Annotated in this window: 15 protein-coding genes; 14 read left to right on the forward strand and 1 reads right to left on the reverse strand. The window is 65.4% G+C overall.

The genetic code is table 11. The features are described 5' to 3' along the window. Positions 1-45 precede the first annotated feature (45 nt). From AAG799_RS17260 to ppdK, 5 genes are all read left to right on the forward strand, one after another. A complete protein-coding gene (locus AAG799_RS17260; RefSeq protein WP_341897914.1) occupies positions 46-813 on the forward strand; it encodes a methyltransferase domain-containing protein in 768 nt (255 codons plus the stop codon). 75 nt (positions 814-888) lie between these two features. Beyond that, a complete protein-coding gene (locus AAG799_RS17265; protein WP_341897915.1) occupies positions 889-1,107 on the forward strand; it encodes a hypothetical protein in 219 nt (72 codons plus the stop codon). 120 nt (positions 1,108-1,227) lie between these two features. After that, on the forward strand, positions 1,228-2,133 hold the full coding sequence (locus tag AAG799_RS17270; protein ID WP_341897916.1) for a glycine--tRNA ligase subunit alpha: 906 nt from the start codon (positions 1,228-1,230) through the stop codon (positions 2,131-2,133). After that, positions 2,133-4,205 carry a glycine--tRNA ligase subunit beta gene (glyS, locus tag AAG799_RS17275; protein WP_341897928.1) on the forward strand — a complete coding sequence of 691 codons (2,073 nt, stop codon included), beginning with the start codon at positions 2,133-2,135 and terminating at the stop codon, positions 4,203-4,205. The genes AAG799_RS17270 and glyS overlap by 1 nt, the downstream gene beginning before the upstream one ends. 7 nt (positions 4,206-4,212) lie before the next feature. Beyond that, positions 4,213-7,068 carry a pyruvate, phosphate dikinase gene (ppdK, locus tag AAG799_RS17280; protein ID WP_341897917.1) on the forward strand — a complete coding sequence of 952 codons (2,856 nt, stop codon included), beginning with the start codon at positions 4,213-4,215 and terminating at the stop codon, positions 7,066-7,068. 70 nt (positions 7,069-7,138) lie between these two features. Here ppdK and apbC read toward each other — a convergent pair whose 3' ends face one another. Next, a complete protein-coding gene (gene apbC, locus AAG799_RS17285) occupies positions 7,139-8,314 on the reverse strand; it encodes an iron-sulfur cluster carrier protein ApbC (protein WP_341897918.1) in 1,176 nt (391 codons plus the stop codon). Between the two features lie 250 nt (positions 8,315-8,564). Between apbC and hflK the strand changes: the two genes are divergently transcribed. The 9 genes from hflK to AAG799_RS17330 form a co-directional block, all read left to right on the forward strand. Beyond that, positions 8,565-9,728 carry an FtsH protease activity modulator HflK gene (gene hflK / locus AAG799_RS17290; protein ID WP_341897919.1) on the forward strand — a complete coding sequence of 388 codons (1,164 nt, stop codon included), beginning with the start codon at positions 8,565-8,567 and terminating at the stop codon, positions 9,726-9,728. 15 nt (positions 9,729-9,743) lie between these two features. Continuing rightward, on the forward strand, positions 9,744-10,634 hold the full coding sequence (hflC, locus tag AAG799_RS17295; RefSeq protein ID WP_341897920.1) for a protease modulator HflC: 891 nt from the start codon (positions 9,744-9,746) through the stop codon (positions 10,632-10,634). A gap of 38 nt (positions 10,635-10,672) precedes the next feature. Further along, on the forward strand, positions 10,673-12,169 hold the full coding sequence (locus AAG799_RS17300) for a DegQ family serine endoprotease (protein WP_341897921.1): 1,497 nt from the start codon (positions 10,673-10,675) through the stop codon (positions 12,167-12,169). A 111-nt stretch (positions 12,170-12,280) separates the two neighbouring features. Beyond that, positions 12,281-13,015, forward strand: a complete 735-nt coding sequence (locus tag AAG799_RS17305) for an IclR family transcriptional regulator (protein ID WP_341897922.1) — start codon at positions 12,281-12,283, stop codon at positions 13,013-13,015. 4 nt (positions 13,016-13,019) lie between these two features. Continuing rightward, positions 13,020-13,406, forward strand: coding sequence for a cupin domain-containing protein (locus AAG799_RS17310; protein ID WP_341897923.1), 387 nt, complete (start codon positions 13,020-13,022; stop codon positions 13,404-13,406). 41 nt (positions 13,407-13,447) lie between these two features. Next, positions 13,448-14,425, forward strand: a complete 978-nt coding sequence (locus AAG799_RS17315) for a tripartite tricarboxylate transporter substrate binding protein (protein ID WP_341897924.1) — start codon at positions 13,448-13,450, stop codon at positions 14,423-14,425. 4 nt (positions 14,426-14,429) lie between these two features. Then, positions 14,430-15,596: an acyl-CoA dehydrogenase family protein gene (locus tag AAG799_RS17320; RefSeq protein ID WP_341897925.1), complete on the forward strand. Its 1,167-nt coding sequence runs from the start codon at positions 14,430-14,432 to the stop codon at positions 15,594-15,596. A gap of 11 nt (positions 15,597-15,607) precedes the next feature. Further along, positions 15,608-16,810: a CoA transferase gene (locus tag AAG799_RS17325; RefSeq protein WP_341897926.1), complete on the forward strand. Its 1,203-nt coding sequence runs from the start codon at positions 15,608-15,610 to the stop codon at positions 16,808-16,810. Positions 16,811-16,876: 66 nt separating this feature from the next. Next, positions 16,877-17,277 (forward strand): class II glutamine amidotransferase (locus tag AAG799_RS17330; RefSeq protein ID WP_341897927.1); only part of this gene is annotated, 401 nt, incomplete at its 3' end.

Consider the following 17,277-nt stretch of genomic DNA (forward strand, 5'->3'; position numbering starts at 1 on the left):
GTCGGTCAAGCGCCGCTCATTTGCCAAGTTCCTCTTTACTATCAAATGCCTGACATCGATCACACCCATGACGCTTTGCTGGGCGGCCTGATCCGCCTGAAACAGCCACGCAAGGGCCAGCGCGCCAGTGCCGATGCAGTCATGCTGGCGGCTGCGGTTGCGGCCAAGTCCCATGCGCAGGTGCTGGAGCTGGGCTGCGGCTCCGGCGTCGCCATGCTCTGCCTGGCGGCGCGGCTGAAAACCGTCAGTGTCGCCGGCGTGGAACTGCAGCCCGATCTGGCGGCGCTGTGTGCCCGCAATATCGCGGCCAACGGGCTGGACGACCGGCTGAGTGTGCATGAAGGCGATATCCGGGCGCGGCGCATCGCCGGCCTGGCGCCCAACAGCTTCGACCAGGTGTTTGCCAATCCGCCCTATTTCGACATGGCGCGACATCGTGTCTCACCGCATGCCGGGCGGGCGGCGGCGCGTGCCGAGGCTGAGGATGCCGATCTGGGCCACTGGATCGCCGCCATGCTGCGCTATGCCAGGCCCAATGGCGGCCTGACCCTGATCCACAAGGCGGAGCGGCTGGGCGACATCCTGGCGGCCCTGTCCCCCCAGTCTGGCAAACAGGGAGCCGGTGCGATTCGGGTGATTCCGCTGTGGTCGAAGGCCGGTCAGCCGGCGAAACGCGTGATCGTGCGGGCGATCAAGGGCAGCAAGGCGCCGCTGACGCTGACGCCGGGCCTTTTGCTGCACCGGCCCGACGGCAGCTACCTGCCGGACATCGACGCCGTGCTGCGCGACGGCGCCGCCCTGCCCGAAGTTTAAGGGAGCCCTTGCGGCAGCCGGCCGCAGGCCCCAGAATCGGCCCAATCCGCGTTTCACACCCATATCCGGGTTTTCATGCTGAAATATCTGCTGCTGATCCTGCTGGTTGCCGCTGTCTGGTATGGCTGGCGCTACGTCAATCGCAAGCCCGCACAGAAGCCGCCGGCGCCGACGCAGCCGGCGCAGGACAAACCCGCCCCGAAAGCGGTGGCCGAGGACCTGAAACCCTGCCCGGTCTGTGGCACCTATACCACCGGCGCAACCTGTGGCCGTCCGGAGTGCCGGCCGGCCTAGTTTCCCGGCCTAAGTCGAAGCCGCCAATGGCTTGATTCCAAAGCCTGCGCTGGCTAAGGTCCGCCCGATTTTCAACCCCTCCAAAACGCACGCAAAGGCGAGAGCGCAAAGGACCCTGCGATGGCGCCCCCCCGACCCGCTGCGGCTTCGTCGTTTCAGGATCTGATCCTTACGCTGCAGACCTATTGGGCGCGGCAGGGCTGCCTGCTGCTGCAGCCCTACGACATGGAAGTGGGCGCCGGCACCTCGCATCCCGCCACGACCCTGCGCGCGCTCGGCCCCGAGCCGTGGAGCGTCGCCTATGTGCAGCCCTCGCGCCGGCCGAAGGATGGCCGCTATGGCGAGAACCCCAACCGCCTGCAGCATTACTACCAGTTCCAGGTGGTGCTGAAGCCGAGCCCGGCCAATGTGCTGGAGCTGTATCTCGGCTCGCTGGAGGCGCTCGGCATCTCGTCCAAGCGCCACGATATCCGCTTTGTCGAAGACGACTGGGAAAACCCGACGCTGGGCGCCTGGGGCCTGGGCTGGGAAGTCTGGTGCGATGGCATGGAGGTGACGCAGTTCACCTATTTCCAGCAGGTCGGCGGTTTCGACTGCGCGCCGGTCTCGGCCGAGATCACCTATGGCCTGGAGCGCCTTGCGATGTATGTGCAGGGCAAGGACAATGTCTACGACCTGGATTTCAACGGCCGCGGCGTGAAATACGGCGAGGTGTTCCACCAGGCCGAACGCGAATTCTCCGCCTACAATTTCGAGCATGCCGACACCGAGCAGCTGTTCCGCCGCTTCGCCGATGTCGAGAAGGAATGCATGGCACTGGTGGACAAGGGCCTGGCGCTGCCGGCCTATGACCAGTGCCTGAAGGCGAGTCATACCTTCAACCTGCTGGATGCGCGCGGCGTCATCAGCGTCACCGAACGCGCCGCCTATATCGGCCGCGTGCGCACGCTGGCGAAAGCCTGCTGCACCCAGTGGCTGAAGGGTCGCGGCCATCTGCCCTCTGACATGAAAGCGGAGGGCGCATGATGCTCGGCGAACTCCTGCTCGAGCTGCACTCGGAAGAGATTCCCGCGCGCATGCAGCAGCGCGCCGCCGAGGATCTGCAGCGCCTGGTCAGCGACAGCTTCAAGAAGGCCGGCCTGCATTTCGACAAGACCGAGGCCTATGTCACGCCGCGCCGCCTGGCGCTGGTGGTGCGCGGCCTGCCGCGGATGCAGGATGCCGTGCGCGAAGAAAAGAAGGGCCCCCGTGTCGGTTCGCCCGATGCGGCGATCCAGGGCTTCCTGCGCGGTGCCGGCCTGACTTCGCTGGATGCCTGCGAGAAACGCGACACCGGCAAGGGTGAATTCTGGTTCGCCGTGGTGGAGAAGCCGGGTGAGGCCACCAAGGATGCGCTGCTGCGCCTGCTGCCCGAGGCGCTGGCCCAGCTGCCCTGGCCGAAATCGATGCGCTGGGCCGACCAGAGCCTGCGCTGGGTGCGACCACTGCATTCGATGATCTGCCTGTTCGAGGGCGAGACGGTGCCGTTTGTGTTCGGCCATCTCACCGCCGGCGACAGCACCTGCGGCCATCGCTTCCAGGCGCCGGCGCGCTTTGCCGTGCGCGATGCCAATGACTATCTGCGCCGCCTGCGTGCCGCCTATGTCGAGCCCGATTTCGCCGTGCGCCGCGCCGCCGTGCTCAAGGATGCCGCCTTCGCCGCCGCCAGCGAACAGCTGGTGCTGGTGGAAGATCCCGGCCTGGCGGATGAGGTGACGGGTCTGGTCGAGCAGCCGGTCGTGCTGCTGGGCCGCATCCCGCAGCAGTTCATGGATGTGCCGCGCGAGGTGCTGACCACCACGATGCGCTCGCACCAGAAATATTTCGCGCTGAACACCAAGGACGGCGCACTGGCGCCGCGCTTTGTCATCGTCGCCAACACGCTGACCGACGATGGCGGCAAGCAGGTGGTGGCCGGCAACGAACGCGTGCTGAACGCGCGCCTGTCGGATGCCAAGTTCTTCTGGGATCAGGATCGCCGGCAGACCCTGGAAAGCCGCCTGCCGGCGCTGAAGGACATCGTGTTCCATGCCAGGCTGGGCACCGTGGCGCAGAAGGCCGAACGCGTCGAACGCCTGGCCTACGAGATCGCCACCGCGCTGCATGCCGATGCCAAGATGGCGCGCCGCGCCGCCAAGCTGGCCAAGGCCGATCTGGTCAGCGGGCTGGTCGGCGAATTCCCCGAACTGCAGGGCATCATGGGGCGCTATTACGCGCTGAATGATGGCGAGGCGCCCGCGGTGGCCGATGCCATCGCGCAGCATTATGCGCCGCAGGGGCCGAACGACCGCTGCCCGACCGCCGATGTCTCGGTGACGGTGGCGCTGGCCGACAAGATCGACACGCTGGCCGGCTTCTTTGCCATCGACGAGAAACCGACCGGTTCGAAAGATCCCTTTGCGCTGCGCCGCGCCGCGCTCGGCGTGATCCGCCTGATCCTGGAAAACAAGCTGGCCCTGCCGCTGCGCGCGCTGTTCCGCTCGGCGCTGTCGCTGCAGATCCAGCAGGCGGATGGCAAGCGCAACCCGACCGAGGAGCTGCTGCAGTTCTTCGTCGATCGCCTGAAGGTGCATCTGCGCGAGCAGGGCGTGCGCCATGATCTGGTCGCGGCGGTGTTCGCCCGTGGCGACGATGACGATCTGGTGCGCGTGCTGGCCAAGGTGGATGCCCTGCGCGGTTTCCTGACCGAGGGCGAGGGCGCCAATCTGCTGGTGGCCTATCGCCGCGCCAACAACATCGTGCGCGCCGAGATGAAAAAGACGCCGGAGCTGAAGCTGGGCGATGTCGATGGCCGCCTGATCGCGCAGGACGAGGAGCGCGCGCTGGTCACGGCGCTGGGCGACCTGCCGGGCGCCGTCTCCGGAAAGACACAGGACGAGGCGGATTTCCGTCATTATCTTGCCACACTTGCGCGGCTACGTGCGCCGGTCGATGCATTTTTCGAGCATGTCACGGTGAATGCCGATGACACTGCCGTGCGCCGCAATCGTTTGAGTTTGCTTTCCGCCGTTGTCGGAAGCATGGACCGTATCGCCGACTTCTCGCAGATCGAAGGGTAACAGACCGATGGCCAAGCCCAAGCCGAAGAAGAAAATCGCCCCCAAGGCCAAGAAGGCCGCCAAGGCAAAGAGCCGCACCAAGGTGAAGGCCAGGGCCGCTGCCGCGCCGAAGAAGGCAGTGAAGAAGGCGGCCCCCAAGAAGGCTGTGAAAAAGGGTGTGAAGGCCACGGCTGCTGCGCCGGCCAAGGGCAAGCTGGTCTACTCGTTTGGCGACGGCAAGGCCGAAGGCCGTGCCGATATGAAGAACCTGCTGGGCGGCAAGGGCGCCAACCTGGCCGAGATGTCGAATATCGGCCTGCCGGTTCCCCCGGGCCTGACCATCACCACCGAGGTCTGCACCGCCTATTACAAGAACGGCAAGCAGTATCCCAAGGAGCTGAAGGGCCAGGTCGACGCCGCCCTGATCAAGGTCGAGAAGCTGGTCGGCGCCAAGTTCGGCGACGCCAAAAAGCCGCTGCTGGTCTCGGTGCGCTCAGGCGCCCGCGCTTCCATGCCGGGCATGATGGACACGGTGCTCAATCTTGGCCTCAATGATGTGACCGTCGAAGGCCTGGCCAAGCTGTCGGGCAACGAGCGCTTCGCCTGGGACAGCTACCGCCGCTTCATCCAGATGTATTCCAATGTCGTGCTCGATGTCGGGCATGAGCATTTCGAGGAACTGCTCGAAATGCACAAGGAAGAGCATGGCCTCAACCTGGATACCGAACTGAAGGCGGAAGACTGGAAGCAGATCGTCGCTGCTTACAAGAAGAAGGTGCAGCAGGAACTGGGCCGTCCCTTCCCGCAGGATGTGCGCGACCAGCTCTGGGGTGCCATCGGCGCCGTGTTCTCCAGCTGGATGAACCAGCGCGCCATCACTTACCGCAGTCTGAACAACATCCCGGCCTCCTGGGGTACGGCGGTGAACGTGCAGGCGATGGTGTTCGGCAACATGGGCGAAACCTCATGCACCGGCGTCGCCTTCACCCGCGATCCCGCGACGGGCGAGAAGATTTATTACGGCGAATACCTGATCAACGCGCAGGGCGAGGATGTCGTGGCCGGCATTCGCACGCCGCAGCAGCTGACCAAGACCTCGCGGCTGGCCGTCGGCAACGAGATGCCGTCGATGGAAGAATCGATGCCGGCGACTTTCAAGCAGCTGGTCGGTGTGTTCGTGAAGCTGGAAAAGCATTATCGCGACATGCAGGACATCGAATTCACCGTCCAGCAGGGCAAGCTGTGGATGCTGCAGACCCGCTCGGGCAAGCGCACCGCCAAGGCCGCGATCAAGATCGCCGTCGACATGGTGAAGGAAAAGCTGATCAGCCAGGGCGAAGCAGTCCTGCGCGTCGAGCCCTCGTCGCTGGACCAGCTGCTGCATCCCACGCCCGATCCGAAGGCCGAGCGCAAGGTGATCGCCAAGGGCCTGGCGGCGTCGCCGGGTGCGGCCTCGGGCAAGGCGGTGTTCCTCGCCGATGAAGCCGAGCAGATGGCCGGCAAGGGCGAGGCCGTCATTCTCTGCCGCGTCGAGACCTCGCCGGAAGACATCCATGGCATGCATGCCGCCAAGGGCATTCTGACCGCCCGTGGCGGCACCACCAGCCATGCGGCCGTGGTGGCGCGCGGCATGGGCCGGCCCTGCGTTTCGGGCGCCGGCAGCATCCGTATCGATTACGCCGCTGGCAAGATGACGATTGGCGACCTCACCGTGAACAAGGGTGATGTCATCACCATCGACGGTTCGACCGGCGAAGTGATTGTCGGCCTGATGCCGATGATCGAGCCGCAGCTGTCGGGTGACTTCGGCCAGCTGATGGTCTGGGCTGACAAGCTGCGCAGGCTGAAGGTCCGCACCAATGCCGAGACCCCGGCGGATGCGGAAACCGCCGTGCGCTTTGGCTGCGAAGGCATCGGCCTGTGCCGCACCGAGCATATGTTCTTTGATGCCGACCGCATCACTGCAGTGCGCGAGATGATCCTGTCGCCTGCGGTCGAAGGCCGCAAGAAGGCGTTGGCCAAGATCCTGCCGATGCAGCGCGAGGATTTCATACAGCTGTTCAAGATCATGGCCGGCCGTCCGGTGACGATCCGCCTGCTCGATCCGCCGCTGCATGAGTTCCTGCCCAAGACCGATGCCGATTTCGACGCGGTTGCCCGCGGCACCGGCCTGAGCGTGGCTGCGCTGAAGGAGCGCAAGAAGGCGCTGGAAGAAACCAACCCGATGCTGGGCCATCGCGGCTGCCGACTGGGCATCAGCTATCCGGAAATTTACGAGATGCAGGCGCGCGCCATCTTCGAGGCGGCGGTGACGGTATCGAAGGCCGGCGGCAAGCCGGTCGAGCCGGAAGTGATGATCCCGCTGGTTGCCACCAAGGCCGAGATCGACATCCTCAAGGCCCGCATCGATGCCATCGCCGGCGCGGTGTTCAAGGAACAGGGCAAGAAGGTGAAGTATCTGGTCGGCACCATGATCGAACTGCCGCGCGCCGCCCTGCGCGCCGCCGAGATCGCCGAGACCGCCGAGTTCTTCTCGTTCGGTACCAACGACCTGACGCAGACAACGCTGGGCATCAGCCGCGATGACTCGGCGCTGTTCATGGAAGACTACCTGAAGGCCGGGATCTTCGAGCGCGATCCCTTCGTCACCATCGACCAGGCCGGCGTCGGCGAGTTGGTGAAGATCGCGGCCGAGCGTGGCCGCAGCGTGCGCAAGGATATCAAGCTCGGCATCTGCGGCGAGCATGGCGGCGATCCGTCGTCCGTGCGCTTCTGCCACAATGCCGGTCTGGATTACGTGTCCTGCTCGCCCTATCGCGTGCCGATCGCCCGCTTGGCGGCGGCGCAGGCGGCGATTTCCGAGGAAAAGGCCAGCGAGGCCTGAGCCGAACGGCAGCCGATACGAAAAAGGCCGGACATTGTCCGGCCTTTTTTACGCCCGGTGGATATCCGGGTTACTCGATGGTGATGCGCGGCATGCGGCTGGTGGCGGCGTCGCGGTCGATCTTCTCGGCCACTTTCGCCGCTATGGCGCGATAGGCCTTGGCCTCGTCGCTGTCGGGCATGGAGGCTACGATCGGCGCGCCGCCATCGCTGGTTTCGCGGATCTCGATCTTGAGCGGCAGTTCACCCAGGAAATCGCAGCCCAGCTCCTCGGCAGTCTTGCGGGCACCGCCATGGGCGAAGATGTCGCTGCGATGGCCGCAATTGGGGCAGCAGAAATAGCTCATATTCTCGATGATGCCGAGCACCGGCACATCGACGCGGCGGAACATGTTCAGCCCCTTGCGGGCATCCAGCAGGGCGATGTCCTGCGGCGTGGAGACGATCACCGCGCCGGCCAGCGGCACACGCTGGGCCATGGTCAGTTGGGCATCGCCGGTGCCGGGCGGCATGTCGACCACCAGCACGTCCAACTCGCCCCATTCGACATCACGCAGCATCTGTTCCAGCGCGCTCATCACCATCGGGCCGCGCCAGATCATCGGCGTGTCTTCCGGCACCAGGAAGCCCATCGACATGCAGGGAATGCCCCAGCCCTGAAGGGGGTGCAGGCGCTTGCCGTCGGGCGAATGCGGCTTGCCGGTGATGCCCATCATGCGCGGCAGCGAGGGGCCGTAGATATCGGCATCCAGCAGACCGACCTTCTTGCCGCTCTGGGCCAGCGCCAGGGCCAGGTTGACGGCGGTGGTGGATTTGCCGACGCCGCCCTTGCCCGAAGCCACGGCGATGATCGAGCGGATGCCCGGGATGGCGGGGCGGGCACTCACTTCGGGTGCCTTGCCAGCCTGGCCGCCGGGGGGCGCGGCATGGCTATGTCCATGATCGTGCCCGTGATTATGGGCATGCGGGGCTGCTTTGGCGGCGCCGGATTTGCCCTGGCTCTCGGCCGTCAGCACCACGGTGGCGGAGGTGACGCCCGGCAGGCGGGCGACCGCCTGTTCGGCGGCCCGGCGCAGCGGCTCCTTGGCGGCGCCCTCTTTGGCCGGCACTTCCAGCACAAAACCAATGTTGCCGCCCTTGATGACCAGTCCGGACACAATTCCGAGATCGACCACATTCTTGCCATGATCGGTGTCTACCACACCGCGCAGCGCGTCCATGATCTGCGCTTCTGTAACCCCGGTCATGCTTGAAATCCCTGTAAACGTTCCAATATTCTTGATCATCGGCAGGCAAAGCCGCGCTTGTGCCAAGCGATTGATATATCGCGGGTAGGGGGCGCCGGCAATTCATCTGCCCAAGTGCTCTCGTTGGGCGCTGATCCGGGGTACAAGACTTGAAGACCGGGTAATCTTGACGACCGGGTAATAACGCAAATTTTCCGCCGCAGCGCCGTCCATGGTCGCATCGGACGGGCAGGCAAAGAAGGACAGTGGGATGCCCTGGAGCAATCAAGGTGGGGGTTTTGGTGGCGGCGGCAGCGGCGGTGGCGGCGGTCGTGGACCCTGGGGCCAGGGCGGTGGCGGCGGGCGTGGCCCGGGCGGCGGCAATGGCGGCGGCCCGTTCGGCGGCCCCAATCCGCCCAGCCTTGAGGAAATCCTGCGCCGTGGCCAGGACAAGTTCCGCGGCATGTTGCCTGGTGGCGACGTTTCCGGCCGCGGTATCCTGCTGCTGATCCTGGTCGCGGTGGCGATCTGGTTCGGTACCGGCTTCTACCGCGTCGATACCGACGAACAGGGTGTGGTGCTGCGCTTCGGCAAGGTGCATGCCGTGACCGAGCCGGGCCTGCGCTATCGTCTGCCCTGGCCGGTCGATTCCGTGCTGACGCCGAAAGTGACCAGCGTGAACCGCGAGGAAATCGGCTTCCGCAGCCTGGGTGAGTCGCCCACGCGCGGCGTGCAGCAGCGCGACGTGCCGGAAGAAAGCCTGATGCTGACCGGCGACGAAAACATCGTCGACATCGATTTCACCGTGCTGTGGCAGGTGAAGGATGCCGGCCAGTATCTGTTCAACGTGGTGGAGCCTGCGCGCACCATCAAGCAGGTGGCCGAAAGCGCCATCCGCGAAGTGGTCGGCAAGAACAACATCCAGTTCATCCTGACCGAAGGCCGCACCAAGATCGCCGACGATACCCGCCGCGTCATGCAGGCGGTGCTCGATGGCTACAGCGCCGGCGTTGTCGTCACCCAGGTGGCATTGCAGCGCACCGAGCCGCCGGCTTCGGTGATCGACGCCTTCCGCGACGTGCAGTCGGCCCAGGCCGACCGCGAGCGTGCGCAGAACGAGGCGGAAGCCTATCGTAACGACATCATCCCGCGTGCCCGCGGCGAGGCGCAGCGCCTGCTGCAGCAGGCGGAAGCCTACAAGCAGGAAACCATCGCCAATGCCCAGGGCGATGCCAGCCGCTTCAGCCAGGTCTATGCCGAATACCGCCAGGCCAAGGATGTGACCACCAAGCGCATGTATCTTGAAACCATGGAGTCGATCATGCGCGGCACGACCAAGGTGATCGTGGACGGCCACAATGGTCAGGGCGTGGTGCCCTATCTGCCGCTGCCGGAGCTGCAAAAGCAGCGCCAGCAACCGGCACAGCAGCGCTAAGGGAGGAGACGCATCATGAACCGTTCGCTCCTCACCATCATCGTCATCGTCCTGGTCGCCCTCGGCTTCCTGGTCAAGGCATCGCTGTTCACCGTGCACCAGGCCCAGCAGGCCCTGGTGGTGCAGTTCGGCGATCCGCGCCGGGTCATCACCGAGCCCGGCCTGAATGTGAAGATCCCGCTGATCCAGGATGTGGTCTATTTCGACAAGCGCATCCTCGGCCTCGACGCGCAGCCGGAAGAAATCCTCACCTCCGACCAGCGCCGCCTGGTGGTCGACAGCTTCGTGCGCTATCGCATCACCAATCCGCTGCTGTTCTATCAGACCGTCCGCAACGAGCTGGGCATGCGTGGCCGCCTGGCCCCGTCGGTCGCCAATGCCTTCCGCGGCGCTTTCGGCCGCCTGGACGCCAGCACGATCATCTCGGGCGACCGTCCGTCGGCGATGCAGCAGGTCACCAACACGCTGCAGGAAGACAGCCGCCGCCTTGGCATCGAGCTGGTCGACGTGCGCATCAAGCGTGCCGACTTCCCCGACACCATCGGCCAGGCGATCTTCCGCCGCATGCAGACCGAACGCCAGCGCGAGGCCAACGAGCAGCGCGCCACCGGCTTCGAGCTGTCGGAAAAGATCCGTGCCGAGGCCGAGCGCCAGCGCACCATCCTGATTGCCGATGCGCGTCGCCGCTCGGAAATCCTGCGTGGTGAAGGCGATGCCGAACGCACCAAGATTTTCGCGGAAGCCGCCAATCGCGACCCGGAATTCTACAACTTCTACCGTTCGCTGCAGGCCTATACCAAGGTGCTGCAGCCGGGCGACACCACCATGGTGCTGTCGCCGGATTCCGAGTTCTTCCGGTATTTTGAAAGCCCGACCGGCACGCCGCGGCGTCCGGCCGGTCGCTAAGGGTCGGGCTGCCGCAGTCGCGGCAGCGAGGAGGGTATATGGGTGCGATGACACAGGTTCGCCTGATCCGGAATACCGCGCTGGCGGCAAGCCTCCTGTTCGGCCTGGGGCTGGCTTCGGCCGTCCAGGCCCGCGCACCGGAAGGCGATTTTGCCGATCTGGCGGAGAAGCTGCTGCCGGCGGTGGTCAATATCTCGACCACGCAGACGGTGCAGAACAAGGGCGGCATGCCCGAGGGCCTGCCGCAGTTTCCGCCGGGCTCGCCGTTCGAGGATTTCTTCAAGGAATTCTTCGAACGCCAGCAGCGCGGCGAAGGCAACCGGCCGCCGCGCCAGGTCTCCTCGCTCGGTTCGGGCTTCATCATCGATGCCCGCGGCTATGTGGTAACCAACAACCACGTGATCGCCGATGCCGACCAGGTGCGCGTCATTCTGCATGACAACACCGAACTGGAAGCCAAGGTGGTCGGCCGCGATCCGGAAATCGATATCGCCGTGCTGAAGGTCGAGCCCAAGGGCCGCACGCTGACGGCGGTGAACTGGGGCGATTCCGACAAGATCCGCGTCGGGCAGTGGACTCTGGCCATCGGCAATCCCTTCGGCCTGGGCGGCACCGTCACCGCCGGCATCATCTCGGCACGCGGCCGCGACATCAATGCCGGCCGCTACGACGACTTCCTGCAGACCGATGCCTCGATCAACAAGGGCAATTCCGGCGGCCCGCTGTTCGACAAGGACGGCAATGTCATCGGCATCAACACGGCGATCTTCTCGCAGTCGGGCGGTTCGATCGGCATCGGCTTTGCCGTGCCGGCCAACCTGGCCCGCCCGGTGGTGCAGCAGCTGATCGAATTCGGCCGTACCAAGCGCGGCTGGCTCGGGGTGCAGATCCAGTCGGTCACCGACGAGATGGTGGAGGCGCTCGGCCTGCAGCAGGCGCGCGGCGCCCTGGTGGCCAAGGTCGTCCCCGGCGGCCCGGCCCAAAAGGCCGGCATCGATTCCGGCGATGTCATCACCAGCTTCGACGGCAAGACGATTGCCAGCACCAACGCGCTGACGCGCAGCGTCGCCGAGACGCCGGTGGGCAAGAGCGTCAATGTCGACATCATCCGCAAGGGCAAGAAGCAGACGGTGAAGGCGACCCTGGGCGAACTGGAAGCCGCCATGGCCTCGGCCAAGCAGGAGAACAGCCAGAAGGCCGATGCGGCCCGGCCCAAAGCCGGCCGCAACGAGACCGACCTGGCCGATCTCGGCGTGCGCGTCGCCCCGCTGACTAAGGAGCTGCGCCAGAAGCACGACATCAAGGATGACGTGAAGGGCGTGGTGATCACCGATGTCGAGGCCGATGGTCCGGCGGCCAAGCGCGATGTGCGTGTGGGCGACGTCATCATCGAGATGGCGCAGTCGGAGATCCGCAACACCGAGGATGCGGTGGAGATGCTCAAGGCGCTGAAGGATGCCAAGCGCAAGGTGGCGCTGCTGCAGATCCAGCGGTCCGGCGAGCCGCGCTTCGTGCCGGTACCCCTGAAATCCTGATCCCTGCCCAGCCGGACTGCAAAAAGCCCCGGGTCACCCCGGGGCTTTTTTTATGCCGGGGGAGCAACGGGCGGCTTGACGGCAGGATTTCTGTATATTGAAATAGTTTTCATGAATGTGAAAACAGCCGTCCGCACCCTCGACCTGTTCGAAACCTTCGCCCGCGAAGGCCGGCCGCTGCCGCTGTCCGAACTGGGCCGGCTGCTCGCCATCCCGGTCTCCAGCTGCTTCGCCCTGGTCCAGACCCTGCAGAATCGCGGCTATATCTACGAGGTGCAGCGCCGCAGCGGCTATTACCCGACCCGCCGCCTGCAGGCCGTGGCCGACCAGATCGCCGGCAGCGACCCTTTGCTCGACCGTATCCGGCCAACCCTGCTGAAGCTGCGGGACCAGACCGGCGAAACCGCCGTGGTGGGCAAGCTGCAGGATGCCCGGGTGCTTTATCTCGATGTGGCGGAATCGCAGCAGCGCATCCGCTACATCGCCAGCATCGGCGAGTTCCGCCAGCCGCATGCCAATTCGCTCGGCAAGGCCTTGCTGGCGGCCCTGCCGCTCGGCGAACGCGCCCGGCTGCTGAAGGACTACGACTGGACGGCGCCCACGGCGCGCACGCTCAGCAGCCCGGCGGCGTTCGAGCGCGAGATGGACGCGATCACGCAACGCGGCTGGTCGGTCAATGCCGGCGAGAGCGTGGCCGATCTTGCCGCGGTGGCCTGTGCGCTGCGCCTGAACCGCGACTGGTATGCGATCTCGGTGGCCGGGCCGCTCTACCGCATGGAGGCGCACCTCGCTGACTATGGCGCCCTGCTGCGCACCGCCTGTGCTGCGCTGACCGACGAGAGCTGAGAGCATGACCAAGCGCCGCTATTTCATCCGCGCCGGCGAGGTGCCCGGCTATCACCCGGCCAATCATGTCGGCACGCTGAACCGCCGCCTGATCGGCCGCGAAACCGTCGGTGCCGAACAGCTGGAAGTGCTACTCGGCGTGATCGAGAAGGGCAAGGGCGCGCTGCCCCATGCGCATCCCGGCATCGAACAGGTCTGCTACATGCTGGAAGGCCGCGCGCGCGCCGAAGTCGCCGGCGAGGTCTGCGAGCTTGGCCCCGGCGACTGCTGCTTCTTCCCGCCCGATCAGCAGCACACCTTCACGGTACTCAGCGACGAGCCGGTGAAGGTGCTGGTGATCTATGCACCACCCTATGAGGAAAATCCCGACCGCGTGATCCGCCCCGACTGAGCCTGCCTGATCGTCATAAAACAAGAAAACCGGAGGAAACCATGAAGACAAGCCTGCGCGGCCTCGCCGCCGCAATCGTTACCTGTGCTGTTGCCCTGCTGCTCGCCCCGACCGCCTGGGCCCAGGCCTACCCCGGCAAGATCATCAAGCTGGTGGTGCCCTTTGCCGCCGGCAGCGGCACAGATGCGGTGGCGCGCATCACCGCGCAGAACCTGACCGATGCGCTGGGCCAGCAGGTCATCGTCGACAACAAGCCCGGCGCCAACGGCGCCATCGCCGCCGAATTCGTCGCCCGTTCGGCGCCGGACGGCTACACCCTGTTCATGACCACCAACACCACCCATTCGGCCAATCCCAGCCTGATGAAAAAGATCAACTACGACCCGGTGAAGGATTTCGCGCCGGTCTCGCGCATGGGCAACCTGCCCTTCATGCTGGTGGTCAATCCCGAGCTGCCGATCAAATCGGTGAAGGACCTGATCGACTATGCCCGCAAGAATCCGGGCAAGGTGTCGTATGGCACCGGCAACAGCACCGGCATCGTCGCCGGCGCGACCTTCGGGCTGGCCAACAAGATCGAGCTGCTGCATGTGTCCTACAAGAGCACGCCGCCGGCGATGACCGATGTGATGGGCGGCCAGGTGACGATGATGTTCACCGACCTCGCGTCTGGCATCGGCAACGTCAAGGCCGGCCGCATGCGCGCGCTTGCCGTCACCACCGCCAAACGCAGCGCGCTGGTGCCCGACCTGCCGTCGATGGAAGAGGCCGGCGTACCGAATTTCGATCTCAATTCGTGGAACGGCGTGTTCGCACCCGCCGGCACGCCCGCCGATATCATCGCTCGCCTGAATGCAGAGCTGGTGAAGATCGTGGCCAGGCCCGAGGTGAAGGACAAGCTCGCCCAGATCGGCTTCGATGCCTTCACCAGCACGCCCGCCGAGCTGGATGCCTTCGTCCGCTCCGAGCTGGTCAAATGGGCCAAGCTGGTGAAGGACGCCGGCATCGAGGCGGAATAGCGCCATGGACTTCCAGTTCAACGCCGACCAGCAGGCGATCCGCGAGGCGGTGAGCCGCATCTGTGCGCGGTTCGGCGACGATTACTGGCTGGAGCGCGATCATGCGGGCGGCTTCCCGCATGATCTGCACCAGGCGCTGGCGAAAGACGGCTGGCTCGGCATCTGCATACCGGAAGCCTATGGCGGCGCCGGCATGGGCATCACCGAAGCCGCGATCATGATGCAGGCGATTGCCGAATCCGGCGCCGGCCTGAGCGGGGCTTCGGCCGTGCATATGAACATCTTCGGCCTCAATCCGGTGGTGGTGTTCGGCACCGAAGAGCAGAAGCAGCGCATGCTGCCGCCGCTGATCGCCGGCCGAGAGAAGGCCTGCTTCGCCGTCACCGAGCCCGATGCCGGCCTCAACACCACCAAGCTGAAGACCAAGGCGGTACGCGACGGCGACCATTACGTGCTGTCGGGCGCCAAGGTCTGGATCTCGACCGCGCAGGTGGCCGAGAAGATGCTGATCCTGGCCCGCACCACGCCGCTGGAGCAGGTGACCAAGCCGACGCAGGGGCTCAGCCTGTTCTACACCGATCTCGACCGCCGCTTCGTCGAGGTGCGCGAGATCGACAAGATGGGCCGCAAATGCGTCGATTCCAACCAGCTGTTCATCGACGGGCTGAAGGTGCCGGTGGCCGACCGCATTGGCGAGGAGGGGCGTGGCTTCGACTATATCCTGCACGGCATGAACCCCGAGCGCGTCCTGATCGCCGCCGAGGCGGTCGGGCTTGGCCGCGTCGCGCTGGCCCGCGCAACGCAATATGCCAAGGAGCGCATTGTCTTCGACCGCCCCATCGGCATGAACCAGGGTATCCAGCATCCGCTGGCGCAGAACTGGATGGAACTCGAAGCCGCCAACCTGATGGTGTTCAAGGCGGCCTCGCTGTATGACGCCGGCCAGCCCTGCGGCGCCGAGGCCAATGCGGCCAAGTATCTGGCGGGCGAGGCGGGCTTCAAGGCCTGCCAGCAGGCGGTGATGACCCATGGCGGCTATGGCTATGCCAGGGAGTATCACGTCGAGCGTTACCTACGCGAAGTGCTGATCTCGCGCATCGCGCCGATCAGCCCGCAGCTGATCCTGTGTTTCATCGCCGAGCGCGTGCTCGGCCTGCCGAAATCCTACTGAGGAAACCCGCCATGGCCGGTCCGCTGGATGGCGTGCGCATCATCGATCTCACCACGGTGCTGATGGGGCCCTATGCCACCCAGATGCTGGCCGATTTCGGCGCCGACGTGGTGAAGGTGGAATCGCCGCAGGGCGATGTGATGCGGCGCGCCGGTCCGCATGGCGACCGCGCCATGGGCCCGCTCTATCTGCATGCCAACCGCAACAAGCGCAGCATCGTGCTCGATCTCAAGCATGCGCTGGGCCGCAAGGCGGTGCTCGATCTGTGCCGCAATGCCGATGTGCTAACCTACAATATCCGGCCGCAGGCGATGGCACGGCTTGGCCTGGGCTTTGATGACCTGCGCGCGGTGAATCCGCGGCTGATCTATGCCGGCATGTTCGGCTATGGCCGCAGCGGACCCTACGCGGCCTATCCGGCCTATGACGACCTGATCCAGGGCGCCAGCGGCATTCCCGGCGCGTTGCAGCGGGCTGGCAATGCCGAGCCGCGCTATGCACCGATGAATATCAGCGACCGCACGGTGGGGCTTTATGCCATGGGCGCGATCTGTGCCGCGCTCTATACGCGCGAACGCACCGGCCAGGGCCAGGCGGTCGATATCCCGATGTTCGAGACCATGGCGCAGTTCGTGCTGTCGGATCATCTCTATGGCGAAACCTTCCGGCCGGCAGAAGGCCCGATGGGCTATGCCCGTCTGATGGCGCCGGACCGCCGCCCGTTCCAGACCGCCGATGGCCATGTCTGCGTGCTGCTCTATACCGATGCGCATTGGCGCAAGTTCTTCCGCATCGCCGGTCGCGAGGCTGACCTCGACAGCGATCCGCGCTTTCGCGATCTCGCCAGCCGCACCGGCCATATCGGCGAACTCTATGCCATCGTCGCGACCGAGATGCGCAGGCGCACCACCGCCGACTGGCTGGCGCTGCTGGGCGAGGCCGATATCCCGGTGGCGAAGATGAATAGCCTCGAGGATCTGCTGGCCGATCCGCATCTCAACGCCACTGGCTTCTTCGAGGAGACCGAGCATCCCACCGAAGGGGCGCTGCGCGGCCTGGCGGTGCCGAGCCGGTGGTCGCAGACCGCACCGCAGCACCGCCATCATGCGCCTTTGCCGGGCGAGCAGACGGAGGCCATCCTGCGCGAGGCCGGCTATGACGATGCGGGGATCGCGGCGCTGTCCGAGGCCGGGGTTACCAAAGCTCTATTGTGAGTCGCATCGCATAAAACATATCCTTCCCGTGGAATCGAATCGGTCGAGGCAAACGGGGGAAACGCGATGTGCCGCTGGCTCACCTATCGGGGCGATCCGATCTATCTGGAAGACCTGCTGTTCGCGCCACGCTATTCGCTGATCGAGCAGAGCCTGCATGCCCGCAAGGCGGCGGTGGCCACCAATGGCGACGGCTTCGGCGTGGGCTGGTATGCCGAGCGCGACCTGCCAGGCACCTATCGCGACATCCTGCCGGCCTGGAACGATCCCAACCTGCGCAGCATCGCGCACCAGGTCCGCTCAGCCCTGTTCATGGCGCATGTGCGCGCCTCCACCGGCACTGCCACCTCGCGTGCCAACTGCCATCCCTTCGCCAATGGCCGCTGGCTGTTCATGCATAACGGCCAGATCGGCGGCTATGCGAAACTGCGGCGCCGGCTTGAGGCGCTGATCCCCGACGCGCTGTA

The sequence above is a fragment of the Ferrovibrio terrae genome (assembly GCF_943371255.1).
Lineage (GTDB): Bacteria > Pseudomonadota > Alphaproteobacteria > Ferrovibrionales > Ferrovibrionaceae > Ferrovibrio > Ferrovibrio terrae_B.